The sequence below is a fragment of the Streptomyces sp. NA04227 genome (assembly GCF_013364195.1).
Classification (GTDB): Bacteria; Actinomycetota; Actinomycetes; order Streptomycetales; family Streptomycetaceae; genus Streptomyces.
This window is the reverse complement of sequence record NZ_CP054918.1, coordinates 7,345,320-7,362,997: the sequence shown is the minus strand read 5'-3', so window position 1 is coordinate 7,362,997 and position 17,678 is coordinate 7,345,320. Positions and strand designations below refer to the sequence as shown.

16 protein-coding genes are annotated in these 17,678 nt (G+C 73.7%); 5 read left to right on the top strand and 11 right to left on the bottom strand.

The window, feature by feature from the left end; all coding sequences use genetic code 11:
- Window positions 1–18 precede the first annotated feature (18 nt).
- Both HUT18_RS30960 and HUT18_RS30955 read right to left on the bottom strand, forming a co-directional pair.
- Window positions 19–2,181 carry a phage holin family protein gene (locus HUT18_RS30960; protein WP_176103813.1) on the bottom strand — a complete coding sequence of 721 codons (2,163 nt, stop codon included), beginning with the start codon at window positions 2,179–2,181 and terminating at the stop codon, window positions 19–21.
- A 188-nt stretch (window positions 2,182–2,369) separates the two neighbouring features.
- Window positions 2,370–2,795 carry a hypothetical protein gene (locus HUT18_RS30955; protein WP_176103812.1) on the bottom strand — a complete coding sequence of 142 codons (426 nt, stop codon included), beginning with the start codon at window positions 2,793–2,795 and terminating at the stop codon, window positions 2,370–2,372.
- A gap of 84 nt (window positions 2,796–2,879) precedes the next feature.
- On the opposite strand from HUT18_RS30955, the gene HUT18_RS30950 reads away from it, so the two are divergent.
- Together HUT18_RS30950 and HUT18_RS30945 are read left to right on the top strand one after the other, a co-directional pair.
- Complete coding sequence (locus tag HUT18_RS30950) at window positions 2,880–3,653, top strand: MBL fold metallo-hydrolase (protein ID WP_176103811.1); 774 nt, start codon at window positions 2,880–2,882, stop codon at window positions 3,651–3,653.
- A complete protein-coding gene (locus HUT18_RS30945; RefSeq protein ID WP_176103810.1) occupies window positions 3,650–4,258 on the top strand; it encodes a DedA family protein in 609 nt (202 codons plus the stop codon). The genes HUT18_RS30950 and HUT18_RS30945 overlap by 4 nt, the downstream gene beginning before the upstream one ends.
- A gap of 50 nt (window positions 4,259–4,308) precedes the next feature.
- On the opposite strand, the gene HUT18_RS30940 is transcribed toward HUT18_RS30945, so the two are convergent.
- The 3 genes from HUT18_RS30940 to HUT18_RS30930 all read right to left on the bottom strand — a co-directional run bounded on the left by HUT18_RS30940 (window position 4,309) and on the right by HUT18_RS30930 (window position 6,650).
- Window positions 4,309–5,607 (bottom strand): aminotransferase class I/II-fold pyridoxal phosphate-dependent enzyme, encoded by a 1,299-nt coding sequence (locus HUT18_RS30940; RefSeq protein WP_176103809.1) that lies wholly within the window; start codon window positions 5,605–5,607, stop codon window positions 4,309–4,311.
- Window positions 5,608–5,749: 142 nt separating this feature from the next.
- Window positions 5,750–6,337, bottom strand: a complete 588-nt coding sequence (locus HUT18_RS30935) for a TIGR03086 family metal-binding protein (RefSeq protein WP_176103808.1) — start codon at window positions 6,335–6,337, stop codon at window positions 5,750–5,752.
- A gap of 79 nt (window positions 6,338–6,416) precedes the next feature.
- Window positions 6,417–6,650 carry a DUF6158 family protein gene (locus HUT18_RS30930; protein WP_176103807.1) on the bottom strand — a complete coding sequence of 78 codons (234 nt, stop codon included), beginning with the start codon at window positions 6,648–6,650 and terminating at the stop codon, window positions 6,417–6,419.
- A 465-nt stretch (window positions 6,651–7,115) separates the two neighbouring features.
- On the opposite strand from HUT18_RS30930, the gene HUT18_RS30925 reads away from it, so the two are divergent.
- Window positions 7,116–7,925: a class I SAM-dependent methyltransferase gene (locus HUT18_RS30925; protein ID WP_176103806.1), complete on the top strand. Its 810-nt coding sequence runs from the start codon at window positions 7,116–7,118 to the stop codon at window positions 7,923–7,925.
- A 216-nt stretch (window positions 7,926–8,141) separates the two neighbouring features.
- Window positions 8,142–8,495 (top strand): VOC family protein, encoded by a 354-nt coding sequence (locus HUT18_RS30920; RefSeq protein ID WP_176103805.1) that lies wholly within the window; start codon window positions 8,142–8,144, stop codon window positions 8,493–8,495.
- Between the two features lie 178 nt (window positions 8,496–8,673).
- On the opposite strand, the gene HUT18_RS30915 is transcribed toward HUT18_RS30920, so the two are convergent.
- The 4 genes from HUT18_RS30915 to HUT18_RS30900 all read right to left on the bottom strand — a co-directional run bounded on the left by HUT18_RS30915 (window position 8,674) and on the right by HUT18_RS30900 (window position 14,184).
- The gene (locus tag HUT18_RS30915) at window positions 8,674–10,704 is read right to left on the bottom strand and encodes a DUF5107 domain-containing protein (protein WP_368661560.1); all 2,031 of its coding nucleotides are present in this window, start codon (window positions 10,702–10,704) and stop codon (window positions 8,674–8,676) included.
- Between the two features lie 220 nt (window positions 10,705–10,924).
- Window positions 10,925–11,494: a GNAT family N-acetyltransferase gene (locus tag HUT18_RS30910; RefSeq protein WP_176103803.1), complete on the bottom strand. Its 570-nt coding sequence runs from the start codon at window positions 11,492–11,494 to the stop codon at window positions 10,925–10,927.
- Window positions 11,495–11,772: 278 nt separating this feature from the next.
- A complete protein-coding gene (locus HUT18_RS30905; RefSeq protein ID WP_176104909.1) occupies window positions 11,773–13,569 on the bottom strand; it encodes a CocE/NonD family hydrolase in 1,797 nt (598 codons plus the stop codon).
- A 231-nt stretch (window positions 13,570–13,800) separates the two neighbouring features.
- Window positions 13,801–14,184 (bottom strand): cupin domain-containing protein, encoded by a 384-nt coding sequence (locus HUT18_RS30900; RefSeq protein WP_176103802.1) that lies wholly within the window; start codon window positions 14,182–14,184, stop codon window positions 13,801–13,803.
- A gap of 49 nt (window positions 14,185–14,233) precedes the next feature.
- Between HUT18_RS30900 and HUT18_RS30895 the strand changes: the two genes are divergently transcribed.
- Window positions 14,234–14,824: an AraC family ligand binding domain-containing protein gene (locus HUT18_RS30895; RefSeq protein WP_176103801.1), complete on the top strand. Its 591-nt coding sequence runs from the start codon at window positions 14,234–14,236 to the stop codon at window positions 14,822–14,824.
- Here the strand turns inward: HUT18_RS30895 and HUT18_RS30890 are convergent.
- Together HUT18_RS30890 and HUT18_RS30885 are read right to left on the bottom strand one after the other, a co-directional pair.
- Window positions 14,745–15,698 (bottom strand): LD-carboxypeptidase, encoded by a 954-nt coding sequence (locus tag HUT18_RS30890; protein WP_176103800.1) that lies wholly within the window; start codon window positions 15,696–15,698, stop codon window positions 14,745–14,747. The genes HUT18_RS30895 and HUT18_RS30890 overlap by 80 nt on opposite strands.
- Entirely contained in the window at window positions 15,695–17,662 is a 1,968-nt protein-coding gene (locus HUT18_RS30885) for a prolyl oligopeptidase family serine peptidase (protein WP_176104908.1), read from the bottom strand. The genes HUT18_RS30890 and HUT18_RS30885 overlap by 4 nt, the downstream gene beginning before the upstream one ends.
- Between the last annotated feature and the right edge of the window lie 16 nt (window positions 17,663–17,678).

Sequence of the window (17,678 nt, the reverse complement as noted above, 5' to 3'; positions counted from 1 at the left end):
AAGCTTCGGCGCACCGGCTCAGGCGCTGCGCTCGCGCGGCTCGTGGTCACCGACCCGGTCCTCGTGGGCGCCCTGCGCACGGTCGGCCGGTCGCGCCGCGGGCCGCGCGGAGCCGGACTCGCTCAACCAGCGCCGCAGTACGTGGTGCAGCTGTTCGGCGCCGTGCAGTGCGGTGCCGGGGGCGGCGGGGGCGGACAGCTCCAGCGGGGACAGGAGGAAGGCCCGGGACTGGTCGCCGCCGAGGCCGCCGTGCGAGCCGATCTGCTCCTCGAAGGCGAGGACTTCGCCGCTCTTGGGGTCGAAACTGGAGTTGATCATGAGGTCGGCGCAGTGCGGAAAGGAGTCCGTACGGCGCACGGCGTCGGCGGCTCCCGGGCCGAACCCGTCCAACGGCCCCGGTCCTTCGCCCAGTTCGCTCAGCGGCACACCGGCGCCGTGCGCCCCGAGCACGACGGATCCGTACTCCTCGCTGCGCACCAGGACGAATCCGATGCCGGGGTGGCTCGCGAGCGTGGCGAGGAGGGCCGGGTGGCGGCGGTCGATCTCCTCGCGTGTCATCCGGTGCGGCACATCGGGAAAGCTGACGAGTCCGAGGTTGCCGGAGGCCAGGACGAGCGGCTCCGAGGGCCGTCGGCGGGGGCGCTCGGCGGTCTCCTCCTCGACCTCGACCGTGCGGTGCAGCGCGGCACGTACGGCGGCACGGGCCTCGGCGCCACTGCGGCTGCGCCGGGCGCGGCGGGGCACCGGCAGCCCGCAGCCCGCGCGCACCAGATCGCCGAGGGCCAGTCCGTAGCGGTCCCGGAAGGTCTCGCCGGGGCTCTGGCCGTGATCGGAGAGCACCACGATCCGGTACGCGCGCGGGGCGTGCTCGGCCACCTTCGCCAGGAGGGCGAGCGACCGGTCGAGTCGTTCCAGGACCCGGTACGCGTCCGTGCTGCGGGGCCCCGAGTGGTGGGCCACCTCGTCGTAGGCCACGAGATCGGCGTAGACGGCGCCGCGTCCGGCGAACATGTCGCCGATGACGGCGGCCACGACGACGTCCCGCTCGACGACGGTGGCGAAGGCCCTGATGAACGGATACAGCCCGCCCCGGCTCACGCGCGGGCGCTCGGAGCGCAGCCGGGCGCGCGTGGACTGGCCGAGCTCCCGGGCGACTTCGGCGGCGAAGGACATGGCGGTGCGTACGGCGTTGGCCGGGTCGGAGAAGTAGGCGAAGTATCCGGCGCGCGAGCGGGTGCGGCTGCCGCGGCGGGCGGCCACCGACAGGACGAGCGCGAGCTGGTCGGCACCGCCCGCGAAGAGGTTGCCGCGGCTGGCGCCGTCCTCGCCGAGCAGCCCCGCGTCCTGGGTCAGCGCGACCGCACGGCGCTGGAGTTCGGCCGCCGTGGTGGGCCTGCCGCACACCATGACCTCGCCGGTGTCCTTCTCGTACCAGCGGAAGGCGGGTACGTCGTGATTGGTGCCGTGCAGGATGCCGAGCTGGCTGGCACCGGTCTGGCTGGACCAGTCGGTGAACCAGGGGGTGAGCCGGTGGGTGGCGCCGACGGAGGCGCCGGGCGGGCCGTCGGGGGTGGCCGCGGGCGACGCGGGCCCGAGCCACGAGGCAAGGGTGGGCATCCGGCCCTGGGCGACGGCGTCGAGCAGGACGTCGTGGCCGACCCCGTCGAGCTGGACGAAGAGGGTGCCGGGGTCGAGTGGCTCGCCGGGTCGTCCGATGCGGTGGCGGCGGCGGTCGGCGAGGCGGTAGAGCCTGCGGCGGTAGGCGTCGTCGTCGCGTACGGCGAGGGCGCCGCCGGTGGCCGAGGCGACCGCGGACATCGCGGCGGCCACCACGACCGCGGTCTCCGGCGCCGCCTCACCGCGGCCGGAGGGAATCAGCCACAGCGCGACCAGCAGCAGCGACCCGTTGAGGAAGAACACCAGCAGACCCAGCACGAGGGCAGGCACCAGGAGCAACGCCCGTACCAGCAACGGCCAGACCAGCGCGGACAGCAGACCGAAGGCGCCCGCGCCGAGTGCCGCGGTCACCGCGATGCGGGTGGTGCTGTCCCCCGAGTCCGACTGCAGCCGGAAGTCGGGCAGGATCCCGGCGAGCGCGAGCATGGTCAGTGTGGAGACGGCCCATACGGCGACGACCCGCCACAGCGCCCGGCCGGACCTGCGCCATGCGCCCTCGCTCACCCTGTGCTCACCTCGCGTCCGTACCGCATCCAGCGTGTCACACGGATGGCGGCCCGGCAGCGGACGAGGGACCGCACTGACCTGGCGTACGGGTGTGCGGGTGGGCGGGCGTGGAGGGAGCCGCGCCGCCACCGGCCGGGGACGGGAGCCGTACGGGACGAGCGCGGGAACTGCCCTACGGCCGAGGGTCAGCGGCCGTCGTAGCCTGCCGTCGGCATGGACAGGCGGCGGTGCACGTCCGCCTTCATCGCGGCGTCGTAGGCGGGCTCGGCCAGGCCCGCGGTCTCCACCCGTACGCCCCGGCGCACGCACTCCGCGGCGAAGCCCTCGACGGAGCTGAGCGCACGCGTGAGGACCCGCTTGTTGGGCGCGACGAACAGGTCGACGAGACCGGCCTCGACGTCGGTCCACAGCGCGCTGTGGTCGGGGCGCAGTGCGTGGACGAGGAGTTCACGGGTGACGACGTAGCCGTGCTGCTCGGCCCAGGCCGCGCACATCGCGTACTGGCTGCGGGAGTCGACGAGGAAGGGCTCGGCGTCGAGCTCCTCCAGGGGCGTCAAAGAGGCGATCGCGGTCACGCGCAGCGGGCCGGAGCCCTGCCTCACCTCGGTCATGGGCCTCCCCTCGCTTCCCCCGTGTCCGCCGCCGACCCTACTCCTGCCCGTAGGCTCGGTGGGAGCCGGGCGAGGGAGGAAGCGGTGGCCGCGGAGATCACCTGGTGGGGGCACGCCACCTGCACGGTGGCGGACTCCGGGCTGCGGGTGCTGACCGATCCGCTGTTCGTCCGCCGGATCGCCCATCTGCGCCGCCGCCGGGGCGCCCTGCCGCCGCCCGACGCCCGCCGCGCCGATCTGGTCCTGGTCTCGCATCTGCACGCGGACCATCTGCACGTGCCCTCGCTGGAACAGGTGGCGCCGGGCGCCCGGCTCCTCGTGCCGCGCGGTGCGAGCCGGTCGGTTCCCGCGCTGCGCAGGCTGAGCCATCTGCGGCTGACGGAGGTGTCCCCGGGCGAGGAGCTGGAGTTCGGGCCGTTGCGGGTACGAGCGGTGCCCGCCCATCACGACGGCCGCCGGGTCCCCGTGGGCCCGCGGCTCTCGCCTGCCCTGGGCTACGTGGTGACCGGGCGGGCCCGTACCTATTTCGCCGGGGACACCGGCCTGTTCGACACCATGGCGGAGGCGGTGGGCGAGGTCGACGTGGCGCTGTTGCCCGTCGGCGGCTGGGGACCGAGGCTCGGGCCTGGACACCTGGACGCGGGCCGGGCGGCCGAGGCGCTGGCGCGGATCGGCGCGCCGCACGCGGTGCCGGTGCACTACGGCACGTACTGGCCGATCGGTTTGGACGCGGTGCGGCCGCACGAATTCCACGCGCCGGGCCAGGAGTTCGAGCGGCTGGCGGCGGACCGGGTGCCCGGGGCGCGGGTGCACCGGCTCGACCACGGCCAGAGCGTGCGTCCGAAGGTGGGGCGGTGAACCTCGCCGCCGCCTTTGCGGAGCAGTCCCCGCACGCCTTCGGCTACCCCTCGCTGTTCCTGCTCGTCCTCGTCGGCGCGCTGGTACCGGTGGTGCCCACGGGCGCGCTGGTCAGTTCGGCGGCGGTGGTGGCCTTCCACCGGGTGTCGCCGTTCGCGCTGCTCGCGGTGTTCGTGGTGGCGTCCTGCGCCGCCTTCGCCGGAGACGTGGCGCTGTACTGGCTCGGGCAACGCGGACTGCGGTCGCGCGGCGGCTCGCGCTGGCTGGAGGCGATCCGGGCGCGCGCCTCGGAGGAGCACCTCTACCGGGCGCAGGAGAAGCTCGGCAGGCACGGCACCCGGGTGCTCGTGGTGTCCCGGCTGCTGCCCGCCGGTCGCATCCCCGTGATGCTCGCCTGCCTCCTCGCGAAGCTCCCCCTGCGGCGGTTCGCCCGCGCGGACGCGGTGGCCTGCCTGGCCTGGACCCTCGCGTACCAACTCATCGGCGTCCTCGGCGGCTCCCTGTTCCCCGAGCCGTGGCAGGGCGTCGTCGCCGCGGTGGCGCTCGCCCTGCTGATCAGCGCGGCGCCGTCGCTGTGGCGGCGGGTGCGGGAGTCTCGGGACTGAGTCGCGGGACTGAGTCCCGGTTCTCGTACGGGGCCGGTGTCCGCGTGCGGCTACTCGCCGTCGAGCAGGGCCGGGCCGGGGGTTCGCGGCGACGTGCCGGGCACCGCGGGAGGACCGTCGTCGGCGGCCAGGGCGGTGAACGTCTGCCGTACGGCGGACAGCGACCTTCGCACCGCGGGGAGCGTCAACGGGTCGGCGGCGGTGAGGCATTGGGCGCGCTCGGCGTCGGTGCGGCCGAGCAGCGGGCCGGTCGAGAGGCGGACCCGCAGGGACGCCGGGTCGTCGCCGAAGCGGTGGCCGCCGGGAGCGGGCATGCCGAGCTGTGACTCCAGGAAGTCCTCCAGTTCCTGGGCGTCGCCGACCCCGTGCCGGTCCAGGGCGCCGCGCAGCGGTGCGAGGTCCGCGTACAGGTGCCGCCCCGCCTGGGGCGGCCGTACCAGCACTCCGGTCGCGGCCACGGCCCGGCCGAGTTCGGCGGCCACCCGGGCGTGCAGATGTGCGGAGTCGAGCATGCGCCGGGTGACCCAGGGACTCTCCTCCAGGGCGTGCGCGGCGGCCGCGGCCACCGGAGTGGCCAGGGTGGCGCCGAGCGCGGTCAGGACGTCCAGGGTGCGGGCGCGCAGGGCGGTGCCGAGCCCGGTCGCGGGGAAGCGGGCGACGGCGGCGGGCCAGCTGGGCGGCAGGAAGGCGCCCGAGAGGTCGCTGATGACGGTGACGTGCGGCGGCAGCATCTCGGCGGGGCTGATGAAGACGGTGTCGTCGGGGTGGTGCAGGGTGTCCCGCCAGGTCTCGTCGCTGACGATGTGCAGCCCCTCCGAGACGGCCGCCTCCAGGGTCTCGTGCACCTGCTCGGGCGGCGGCACGGTCGCCGTCGGATCGTCGGCCACGCACAGCACGAGCAGCTTCGGGTCCCGCCCCTCGGCGCGCAGCCGCCGCACGGTCTCCAGGAGTGCGTACGGGTCGGGGACGCCGCCGGACTCGGCGGGCGTCGGCACCGGGAACGCGGGCCGCCCGAGCAGCCTGACCTGCGGCGCCCAGTGCGCCGGGCAGGGCCGGGGCAGCAGGACGTCCCCGCCGAGGAGGGTGTCGAAGGCGATCAGGAAGCTCCCGGCGCCGGGGGCGGCGACGACGTGCTGCTCCTCGACGGCCAGACCGCGGCGCTCCCAGTAGCCGCAAGTGGCACCGAGCAGTCCGGGGCCGCCGCCCGGAGGCATCTGGCGCGGGCTGCGCGCGGCGTCCGCGAAGACCTCGACGAGTTCGTCGAGCACGGGCAGCCCGGTCCCCGGCACCTGCGGCCCGTACCGCACCTGCCCCCGTACCGGCCTCGCGCCGGGGTCGCTGCGCCGCATGGGTCCTCCGTACGTCGGCTCAAGGACCAGGGTCGCTCTTCGCGGGAGGTTCGGCCTCCCGACGCGATTCGCGGCGACCCGACGGACCGTACGGCGCCCGCCCGGTGAGCGGCCCAGGCACAGGGCCCCGGCCTCCCGGCGCTCAGGGCCTGCGCCCCACCAGGCACAGCAGCTTCGTCTGTACGGTCGCCTCCGGTGGCGGTTCCACCGGTGGGGCGAACAGACCGCTGCGGGCCAAGTCGGCGGCGCGCGGGGTGAGTTGGCGTACGACGAAGTCCACGAGGTCGCCCGGCAGCCGTTCCTCGGCGCCGATCGCGCGGGACAGGTCCCAGGCGTGCACGACGAGGTCGCAGATCATCTCCGCGCAGTAGTGGGTGACGGCGGTCTCGCCGTACGAGAGCTGGACGGTGCCGTCGAACACCCCCGGGGTCGCGAACGCTTCCCGGGAGCCCTCGGCCGCGCGTTCCCAGGCGGCGACGGGATCGGCTCCGAGTACGTCGCCGTCGTACCGGTCGCCCACCTCGTCGAGGGTGGCGCCCTCGCGCAGCAACGGCGGCACCCAGAGCTGTTCGGACGTCAGATGGTTGACGAGGTCCCTGACGTTCCACTCCTCGCAGGGCGTGCCGTCCTCCCACTGGCCGGGGCGGACGCTGCGCACCCGGTCACCGAAGAGGTCGAGTGCCTTGCCGTGCCGTTCGAGAAGTGGATTGCGCGTAGCAATTCTTGGCATGGTCACGCTCCTTGCGGCTCGCGCTCCTTCGCTGCCCTCGGTGTTCCCACTACCCTCGCGTGCCGTTGCCGCGTGCGCCTCATTCCGCCTGCGGTTCGCGTTCCCGCGCACCGGCGCGGGTGCGTCCGCTGGCGATGACGCGGCGCGGATGGCGCCGCAGATACTCGCCCTCCAGCTGTGCCATGCGCTCGTTGTGGGCGTGCAGGGCATCGTTGGAGCCGTGCAGCAGAGTGGCGTGGCGGGTGCGGTGGATCGTCTCCAGCTCCTTCATGAGCTGCTGGTCGTCCAGTCGTCCCGGTTCGACTCCGGTCATGGTGCACCCCACTTCTCGCTCGTCGCTGGGGGTGGATTCGGTCCTCGGCCGACTGCTCTCGGCGCCGGGCACGCCCAGGCCGTGCCCGGCGGTCGCCGTCGTCCCCCGGGAGGGGGACCCGGCTGTACTCATCCACTGTACGAACCCGGAGCCGCCGCGTCCCTTCCAGCGCGGGAGCCTGTGCGACCGCACCCTCTGACCTGCTACGGGACCTTCACCCGGGCCGCGGGAAGCCACCCGAACGCCGCCATGACCATGACGGTTCCGCAGTCGGCATCGCGCCTGCCGGACTTCGCGGAACCCCTCTCGGAACGGTGTCGCTCCTGCCTCATCTCATCCCATATAGCAAGACAGTTGGTCTCACTATGCGACATCCGACGTAGCGTTGCCCGCACACCGGAGGTGCCTCGCGCTCGACCGCGAGAGACCCGGTGCCCGCATGCGCCCCGACCGAAGGAGATCGGCATGCCACAGGACCAGGCCGTCTACACGCACGGCCACCACGCCTCGGTACTGCGGTCGCACACCTGGCGCACCGCGGCCAACTCGGCGGCCTATCTGATCGGTTCGCTCCGGCCCGACATGAGCGTGCTCGACGTCGGCTGCGGTCCCGGCACCATCACGGCCGACCTCGCCGAACTGGTGCCGCAGGGCACGGTGACCGGCCTCGACCGGGAGCCCGGCATCCTGGACCGGGCCCGCGAAACGGTCCGGGCACGCGGCCTCGGCAATGTGGACTTCGCGCAGGGAGACGTGCTCCAACTCCCCTACCCCGACGGCGCGTTCGACGTGGTCCACGCCCACCAGGTGCTGCAACACGTGTCCGATCCGGTCGCCGCGCTGACCGAGATGCGACGGGTGTGCCGACCGGGCGGCCTGGTCGCGGCGCGGGACGCCGACTACGCGGCGATGACGTGGTTCCCCGAGTCGGCCGGGCTGGACAGGTGGCTGGATCTGTACCGCCGGGTCGCCCGTGCCAACGGCGGCGAGCCCGACGCGGGCCGCAAGCTCAAGTCCTGGGCGCGGCAAGCCGGTTTCACCCGGATCACGGCCACCGCGAGCACCTGGTGCTTCGCCTCCGAGGAGGAGCGCGAGTGGTGGGGCGGACTGTGGGCGGAGCGCACCGTGGCCTCCACGTACGCCGACCGCGCCGTGGCGGGCGGGCACGCCGAACCGCGGGACCTTCGGGACGCGGCGGCCGCCTGGCACGAGTGGAGCGCGGCGGAGGACGCGTGGTTCGCGGTACTGCACGGCGAGGTGCTGTGCGTGGCCTGAGCGCGCGAACCACCCCCGGGGCACCGGCCGCCGCCCGCGTGCGGGTCCTGTCCGAGGTGGCGGCTCCCTCCGGCGGTACGTAGCCGCCGCCCCGCTCCCCCGCACGGTGCCCACCCGCACGGTGCGGGGCGCCCAGCCGCTCCCCTCACCGAGGCCGTCGAGTCGATACGGCCGAAACGATCTCCTCCCCCGACCGGGCCAACTAGGCTCCCCCGTATGAACATCCTGGGAGCGACCCTGCGTATCTGCGTCGAGGACCTGGAGGCCTCGGTCGAGTTCTACGAGCGGCTCGCGGGCACCGAGGCGATGCGGTTCGAGCGCGGCGGTGTGTCCGTCGCGGCGATCGGCTGCTTCCTGCTGATGAGCGGTCCCGAGCAGGAACTCGAAGTGCTCCGCAAGGTCACGGCCACCATCGCGGTCGAGGACGTGGAGGAGGCCGAGCAGGTCCTGCACGCCTCGGGCGCCCGCGTGATCGCCGGACCGCTGCCGACCCCGGTCGGACGCAATCTGATCGCCCTGCACCCCGATGGCGCCGTCTTCGAGTACGCGGACCGCCGGGCCGTTCTGTAGCGGGCGGGCGCGCCTGTCGGGAGCGGGGCCTGTCCGCCTCCGGCGAAGGGGTCCACCCGGCTCCGGCGCGACACGCGCCCGGCCGGTCAGCCACCTCTCGCCTCCCGGTCAGCCAGCCACCTGTCACCTTCAGCGGCCCCGCCGTCGGCGCCCTCCCGCCGTCAACGGCGGCCGCCCGTCAGCGATCTCCACCCGTCGGCGGCCGCATCCTGAAGTCGTAGCGCCACGGCACCGGTTCGCCGTCCGTGATCCGTGACCAGAGCTCGCCCACGGCCTCGGCGCCCTCGCGCAGATCGGCGACCTCGAAGCCCTCGTCGAACACCGCACGGGCGGCCTCGCGTTCGCCCTCGGCGAGCAGCAGCCGGGCGTCGAGCAGACGGAACCGGCCACGTGCGCGGGTCGCCGGATCGAGCCGTTGCCAGACCGCTCGGGCCGTCCCGGTGCGTCCCACCGCGAGCAGTGCCTCGATCGTCTCGTGGCCGAGCGCGGCGCCCACCACGGCCAGGTCGCCCGCCCCTCCGTGCGCCCCGGTCACACCCTCCGCGCCCGCCGCATCCTCCGCGCCGCGTTCCTGCCGCACGGCCTCGAAGGCCTCCGCCCAGCGGTCGGCGGCGCGTTCATGGTGTCCGCTCTCCCGGTCGGCCACCGCGAGACACCTCAGCGACGGCCAGAACGCGGGGGCGGCGGCGAGCGAGCGTTCCCAACTCCGTACCGCCTGGGCGCGATCCCCGGCGTGCCACTGGGCGACGCCGAGGTGGTACTCGGCGAGCGGCTTCGCGGGCGCGGTCTCCAGGAGGTCGCGCCAGTGCGGTGCGACCAGGGTCGGGCCGGGCACGTCCACCCCCTGGCGCAGCGGGAAGGCACCCGAGCGCAGCAGCGTCAGCCACGGTTCCTGCTCGGGTCCGAGCGTGCCCTCCGCGAACGGCGTACCCGGCAACTTCCAAGCGGTGCGCAGCACTTCGAGCGCGCCCCAGCCCGATCCGGTGGCGAGCACCTCGTCGGGTTCCAGGTCCGCGTACGGCAGCCAGGACTCGTACGCGGCGGTGAGCACCTCGTCCGGCAGGGCCGACTCCAGCCGGTCCTCGGCCTCGGCGCGGGCCGCGGGCCAGTCGTCGCCGTGGACCGCGGCGGGATCGGCGGACAGCGGACCGTAGGCCTCCAGCCAGCTCAGCTCCGACTCGGCCTCCAGCCGGACCCGTTCGAGCTGGGTGCGGGCGAGGCCCGCCTGGATCTCGGCGTAGCCGCCGGTGCCCGGTTCGGTCAGCCACTCCTGCCAGCGCCGCCCGCCGCTCCCCGTACCCCAGACGAAGGCCTTGCGCCCACGCAGTACACCGGTCGAGGTCTGCACGAGACCCTCGCCCCGCTCGTCGAGGGCGGCGATCCAGCGGCGCCGGGCCTTGGTCACCTCGTAGAAGAAGTCGGCCGGGTACTCGCTGTTCAGGGGGTACGTGTGGTCGATGCCGCCGGAGTGCGGGACCGGGATCCGGCGCAAGGTGCGTTCGTAGCCGAAGTGCCAGGCCGCATCGGCCGGGGCGAGGACGCGGCGGTCCTCGGGGACGGCGATGTTGGTCCACCAGTACGCGGGGGCCGGGTGCTCGTGCGGGTTGCGGATCCGCACGCCGGCGTACAGGAAGTCGGAGTCCGCGGGCAGCCAGAGGTCGACCTGGAAGGGCAGGTCGCTGACGCGTTCCCATTCCCACAGGCGCAGCAGTACGCCGCCGTCCGGCGCCGGGGCGAGCGCCGCGTGCACCGGCGCGCACGCCAGCGCGCCGTGCCCGCCCAGGCCGACGTTCCACTCGATCCCGCCGGAGAACCACGCGCCGTTGACCGCGAATCCGGCGGGCTGCAACACCGGGTTGCGGTACAGGAGTTCACGCCCGGTCGGCTTGTGCAACAGGGAGTGGACCCGGCCGCCGAGGCCGGGCAGCACGGTCACCCGCAGCCTGGTGTTCTCAAGGACGAGGGTGTCCAGGGTGACCGGGCGGCGGTCCCGCTCGTAGCCGTCGCGGAGGCGCTCGGGCAGCAGGCTCTCCGGCGGCGCGTACGCGATCTGCCGGGCCATGTCGCGCGGCAGAGCGGCGAGGCTGCGGGAGTCGAGCCGTTGCGGAGCGTCCACGGGGCACAGCGGCGGCAGCGGGTTGTCCGGCCCCAACTCCGCTGCGGGCAGGGTCAGTCGGTCGCGGCGGACGGTCGTCGCGGTGCTCGGCACGGGCGGTCCTCCCCTCCTCGGGCACGCCCGGCGGCCTGCCCCGACGACCATCGGAACACGCCGCGTCGCGCGCTGACCAGGGGAGGTGGGGGCAAGGATTGCGCAAAGGAAGGGCGCGCGCCCGCGCGCGGGCAGCACCAAGCGCCCGCTCCCCGCCTGCCGTTGGAGACCGCCTGCCTCCTACGATCCGTGCGCTGTTCCCCAGAGCCCCACGCCGTCCCTACAAGCCGTGTGCCGTCGCCGGACCCGCGGCGTCCGCCATCTCGGCGGTCAGCGCCCAGCGTTCGTGGTCGCGCCAGGCCCCGTCGACGAAGAGGAAGTCCGGCGAGAGGCCCTCCAGACGGAATCCGGCCCGCCGCGCAAGGGCCACGGAGGCGGCGTTGCCGGGCTGTACGTTGATCTCCAGCCGGTGCAGACCGAGCGCGCCGAACGCGTGCCGCACCACCAGTCCGAGACCCTCCGACATCAGCCCGCGCCCCGCCGCGTGCGCGAAGGCCCCGTAGCCGAGAGCGCCGCAACGGAAGGCGCCGTGCACGATGTTGTTGATGTTGACGAACCCCGCGACGGCACCGCTGTCCAGGCCGCAGACCAGATAGCCGCACTTGGCCGGGTCGTCCCGCAGCCGTGCCGCGTAGGCCTCGTACTCGGCAGGGCTGCCCGGCGGGAACAGCCACGGGTGATGCAGTGCGGTGCTCTCCCGGACCCGGGTCACGAACTCCGCCGCGTCGGCGGGAGTCGGCGGACGGATGCCGACGCGTGCGGCACGGGCGAGGTAGGGGTCGTCTGTCATCCGCGCCACGGTACGGGAGGCCGTCGCGGCAGGCGGCGGACGGAGTACCCCGGGACCGGACGCGGCAGGGGAGTTGAGGTGCGGACGTGCTCAGAGGCGGTGCGGGCGGGCGCCCCCGGCCGGGCCGTATCGGCTGCCGGGAGCGCGACAACCACAGGTGCGCTCCTGCTCGGGTCCGGGTCAGGGGCGCTCGCCGGACCCGGGCGCGGAAGCGACACGCTCGGGCTCGGGCTCGGCGGCTCCGCCCGGGCGCGGATCGAGACCGGCCCGGCCCCGGCTCACTTGCCCTCCACCACCGGCAGGTCGAGCGTGCCGGTGTCCCCGGGCGCGCTGGAGACCGTGACCGGCTTGATGCCACGGTTGCCCAGATACGCGTCGTCGCTCGCCGCGACCACGAACTGGAGCCGGTGGCCCTGCTGGTAGCGGTGCACGATCCCGGGCAGTTCCACGGTGAAGGACTTCCGTACGTCGGGCACCCGGACCGGCGCGACGAGGCGGTGCACCAGCGTCTTGCGGCCGTCCGGCGCGACGTCGTACAGCTTGGCGAACAGGACCAGCTTGTCCGCCGCGTCACCGGAGTTCTGCACGGCCTCGGCCTTCGGCGAGCGCACCTTCAGCCCGACCCGTGCCGCGCCGACGACATCGAGGTTCTCGCGCAGGGGTGCCGTCGTCCAGGCGAGGTGGGTGCCCTTCAGGTCGTAGGGCTCGGGGTCGGGCAGGTGCAGGGTGCGCAGCAGCGGGCTCTCCGAATGGCTCGTCGGCACCGTCAGGTTGCGGTACTCACGGCGGCCCGCGACCACGGATCCGGGGCGCTCGACGAGCTTTCCGTCGCCCGAGAGATACAGCCGCCGGTTGGGCTCCGGAACACTCCCGCCCGTCGCGTACGTGGCCGTGGGGTCCTCGATCCAGTCGCGGTAGTACGCGAAGGCGGGCCCGGTGTCCACGTCGCGGCCGCGCAGGTGCCGGTCGAACCAGGACAGGATGCGGCGCCCCACATAGCTGGTCTCCAGGTTGCCGACGTCCATGTTCAGCTCGCCCCGGGCGGGATCGCTGTTGCCTCCGCTGTGTCCGGCGGACTGCCAGATCATGCTCGCGTCCACGCCCTGGGCGCGCAGCCTCCGGTAGGTCGCCTGGGCCTCGTTGAGCGTGAACAGGCTGTCCGCCTGTCCCTGGATCAGCAGGGTCGGCGCCGTGATCGACCGGCCGTACCCGAGGGCGGAGATGTCGCGCGCGTAGCCGAGGATCTCGCGCATCCGCTCCTGCGGGTAGATGCCCGAGTTGAGTGTCTTGATGAACCCGCAGGCGTCGGTGACGAAGTGCAGGCAGGCCAGCGAGTTGATACGGGAGGGGTCCGCGTTGGGCACGGTCACCGGCTGGCTCTCGCCGACCAGGTAGAAGCCGTTGGTCCACTCCCACTTGTAGACCCCCGGCACCTCGCGCGCCGCGCCGTTGTTCGGGGCCAGGGAGTACGCCAGGTCGCCCCAGGTGATCATCGGCACGATGGCGTCCAGGCGGGGGTCGCGGGAGGCCGTGGCCAGTTGGATGCCACCGCCGTACGAGCCGCCGATCATGCCGACCTTCGGGTCCCCGTCGCCGTCCAGGGTCACGAAGTCGGGCCGGGTGCCGTCGTCCGCGGGCCGGGTGCCCGCGAGGAAGTCGATGAGGCCGGAGGCGGCCCGGCCGTCGATCCGGGGGTCGTCCATGGAGATCTTGCAGCCGGACCGGCCGAAGCCGAGGCCCGAGTACACCAGCGTCACATAGCCACGGGAGGCGAAGGCGCGCGCGGTGTCGTCGGTGTTGCCGTCGTTCTTGCTGCCCCCGAAGCCGTTGGTGATCAGCACAGCGGGGGCCGGATTGTTCCGGTCGACCCCCGCCGGGCGGTAGAGATCCGCGTCGACGGCACAGTCCTCGCCGCCGGTGTCCACGGTGATCCCCACCGGGGTGACGGAGTACGGCGGTTCCTCGGCGACGGCCCGGTCCGTCGCCGAGAGGGTGAGGGGCGCAGCCAGCGAAGCGGTGACGGCGAGGACCAGCGCTCGCCTCGAACGGGCCGATAAGGCACGGGACTTGCCCATGACTCGTTTCACGGATACCTCCAGGATGAGGCGCCTACCGACCGGTTGGTACCGGCCGTCGCTCATGCTGGGAGATATACAGAAAAGGGTCAACGGCCATGCAGTAAACCGGAACAAAGGGACGGCGCGAAGGGGCGCGAGTGGTCGCGGGGGCGCGCGCCTGCCCGGTCGGGGCCCCTGCCCGGGGATTCGGTCACCGCCGGTCGCGCCGACCTGGAAGGACCCTCGACGTCAGTCCAGGCTCTCGACGGACCGGGTCAACTCCCCACCAGCGTCACCTGTATTGAGCACCCCCGCCGGTTCCAGAAGCAGCACCGCCGTCTCCTCGTCGGCGACCGGGCAGTGTTCGGCGCCCCGCGGCACCACGAACAGCTCGCCGGGTTCGAGTGCGACGTCGCCGTCCCGGAGCCGGATGGTGAGCCTGCCACTGATGACGAGGAACAGTTCGTCGGTGTCGGGGTGGCAGTGCCAGACGAACTCGCCCTTGAGCTTGGCGAGTTTGACCTCGTAGTCGTTGAGGTCGGCGATCTTCCGCTGTGCCCAGTGGTCGTGGAACCGCGAGAGCTGATGGGCCAGGTTGACGGAGGTGTGCGGTGAGGTGTGCGGTGTGGTCATACCGGGAGCCTGCCGTCGGGGCGGGACGCCGGTCTTGTACGTTCCTGGCATGAGCGGCGACCGGCCCGGTGCCCGGATCAGTGCCTGGCGGCCTTCGGTGACGGGGATCGCGGAGGTCTTCCACGCCCACTTCGCCGACCACGCCTACCCGGTGCACACTCACGACACCTGGGATCTGATGATCCTCGACGACGGCGCGGTGGACTTCGCCGTCGACCGTCATCGGCACGCGGCGGCCGGAGCGGGCACGGTCGTCCTGCTGCCGCCGGGGGTGCCGCACGACGGGCGGACGGTCGGCCCCGCCGGGTTTTACAAGCGGGTGATCTACCTGGACACCCGGGTCCTCCCGGACCGGCTGGCCGGGGCGGCGGTGCACACCCCGGCCCACGCCGACGCCTTGCTGCGGCGCCGTATCCATCAACTGCACCGGGCGCTCGCGGACCCCGGCGACACCTTCGAGGCCGAGTCCCGGCTCGCCCTCGTCCGCGAACGGCTGGGCCCGCGACCGCGATCGCAGCCCCCTGATCAACACACACCGACGAGGCCCGAGCGAACCGCCGTCACAGCAGCGCCGGTTCCCGCAGCCTCAACGTCCCCTCGTAGGCGTCCAGTTCGGCGGCAACGCCGAAGGGGACGGTGAGGGCGTCCGCACAGTGCCCGAATCCCAGCTCCTCCACGACGGGTACGCCGAGGCCGCCCAGCCGGTCGAGGAACAGGGGCCGCAGCTCGGGCTCCGGGCCGCAGTCCTGCCAGGAGCCGAGGGCGATTCCGGCCACCTGGTCCAGCCAGCCGGAGCGCAGGAGTTGGGTGAGGTAGCGGTCGAGTCGGTAGGTCTCCTCGCCGACGTCCTCGATCAGGAGCAGGCCGCCCGCCGCCGAGGGCCGGGCGGTGGGCGCTCCGAGGTCCGCCGCGAGCAGAGCGAGGCAGCCGCCGAGGGTGACACCAGAGGCGCGGCCGGGTACCAGGGTCTTGCCGCCGCCGAGGACCGGCACCGACTCGGGGTGGAAGAGGGTGGTGTGGAGGTGGTCCCGGGCGCGTGCGCTGTGCAGGAAGTCGACGCCCGCCGCCATCGGCCCGTGCAGGGTGACCAGGCCGAGGCGGTTCGCGATCGCCTCGTGCAGGGTCGTGATGTCGCTGAAGCCGACGAAGACCTTCGGGCCCGCCGCCCGCATCGCCTCCCAGTCGAGCAGGTCGACCATGCGCTGCACGCCGTAGCCGCCGCGGGCGCAGATGACGGCGTCCACCGCCGGATCGCACCAGGCGGACTCGAAGTCCGCGGCCCGGTCCGCGTCGTTGCCCGCCAGGTACCCGAACTCCCCGTGCCGGTCCAGGACATGGGGCGCGACGCGGGGTTCGAGTCCCCAGCCGCGCAGGATGTCCAGGCCGCTCTCCAGCCGCTCGGCCGGGACGGTGCCGCTCGGCGCGACCACGGCGACCCGGGCGCCGGGAGCGAGCCGCGCGGGTCTGCGGAGTTCCGGAACCGGTGCGGACCCGGAGTCCGGCGTACGGCTCATCGTGACAGCTCCAGGCGAGGCACCCCGGGCTCGGGCAGCCCGAACACCTGGGCGTACAGGGAGAGTTCGGCCTCCAGGACCCGGATCAGGGTGTCCGACTTGCGGAAGCCGTGGCCCTCCCCTTCGAAGGCGAGGTAGGCGTGCGGTATCCCCCTGCCCTTCATCCGGGCGAGGAAGCGTTCGCACTGGACGGGCGGGCAGATCACGTCGTCCAGGCCCTGGAGCAGCAGGAAGGGCGCGGTGATCTGCTCGGCCTTGGCCGAGGGCGAGCGTTCGGCATAGCGGGCGGGTACCTCGGCGAGCGGTCCGACCAGCGATTCCAGGTACTGCGACTCGAAGTCGTGGGTCTCCCCCGTGCCCCAGCCGGTGAGGTCGAGCACCGGGTACAGGACGGTGCCGCAGGCGTAGACGTCGGTCGCGGCGAGGGAGGCCGCGCTGGTCCAGCCGCCCGCGCTGCCGCCGCGGATCGCGAGCCGGGCGCGGTCCGCGGTGCCCTCCGCGGCGAGCGCGAGGGCGACCGCCGCGCAGTCGTCCACGTCCACCACGCCCCACTGCTCGCGCAGCCGCTCGCGGTAGGCGCGGCCGTACCCCGTCGAACCGCCGTAGTTGACCTCGGCGACGCCGATGCCGCGCGAGGTGAAGTAGGCGATCTCCAGGTCGAGTACGAGCGGCGAGCGACTGGTCGGGCCGCCGTGCGCCCAGATCACATAGGGCGGCAGCTCGCCGTCCGGGGCGACATGGCCGGGGTTGTGCGGCGGGTAGACGTGCGCGTGGATCTCGCGGTCCTCGGGCCCCCGGAAGGTGCGGATCTGGGGCTCGGGGTAGTGGGCTGGGTCGACCGGGTCCCGGTGCTCGGAGCCGACGACCCGGGCCCGGCCGGTGCAGGTGTCGAGCTCGACCACCTCGTACGCGCTGCGCGGGCTCGCGGCGATGCCGACCACCCGGGTCCCGTGCGCGGCCAGGCTGGGGGCCCATTCGCTCCAGGGGCCCGCCACGTCGACCATCTCGCCGGTCTGCGGGTCGAGTACGCCGAGCGCCGTGGATCCGCGTCCGTGCACGACGGCCACCAGGCCGTTGTCGAGCGGGGCGAACCAGCGGTGTCCGATCTTCCAGAGCGGGCCGCCGAATTCCTCCTCGCGCGGGCACAGCGCGGTGCTCCCGCCGTCGAGGCCGGCCCGGTAGAGGTTCCACCAGCCGGTGCGGTCGGCGGCGAAAAGCAGCGAGCCGTCGGCGAGCCACTCGACCTGGGCCACGGACTCCCCGGGTCCCCCGGCGAAGGTCACCGCCGCGCCGAAGCTTCCGTCCTCCCGCACCCGGGCCAGCTTGACCTCGGTGCCCTCCCAGGGCATCCGCGGATGGTCCCAGGCCAGCCAGACCGCGTGTCCGCCGTCCGGCGAGAGCCGGGCCCCGGTGACGAAGCGGTGCTCGTCGCCGGAGAGTTCCCGTACCGCCGCGCGGTCCTCGGCCGCCGAGCCGTCCAGCGGGACGGCGGCCACCACCCGCCGCACGTCGCTGGGTCCCTCGCCGGTGAACTCCTCCAGTACGCACCAGACTTCGCCGCGGTCGAGGTGCGGTACGGGGTCCGCCCAGCGCAGTCCGCCGCCGACCGGGGACACGGGGGTGAGCGGCCGGGGTGCGGCGCCGGGTGCCCCGGGCTCGTAGGCGTACAGGCGCTGGTCGGGAAAGTGCACGAAGACCACCAGGGGCCCGCCGTCCCGCTCGACGGCCGCCCACGGGGTTCCGCCGTACTCGATGACGCGGCTGCGCACGTTCCAGGGCTCGGGCAGCAGGGACTCCCGGCTGCCGTCCGCGCGCCTGCGCACCAGGGCGCGGCGGCCGCCCTCGGTCGGGCGTGGCTCGGTCCACCAGGTCTCGGCCCCGACGGTGCCCACGTACTCCGGATGTCCGTCGTGAGCGGCGGCGAGCCCGGCGTCGATCGGCGACTGCCAGGCGCCGTACGGCATGGTCTGCACGATTCCC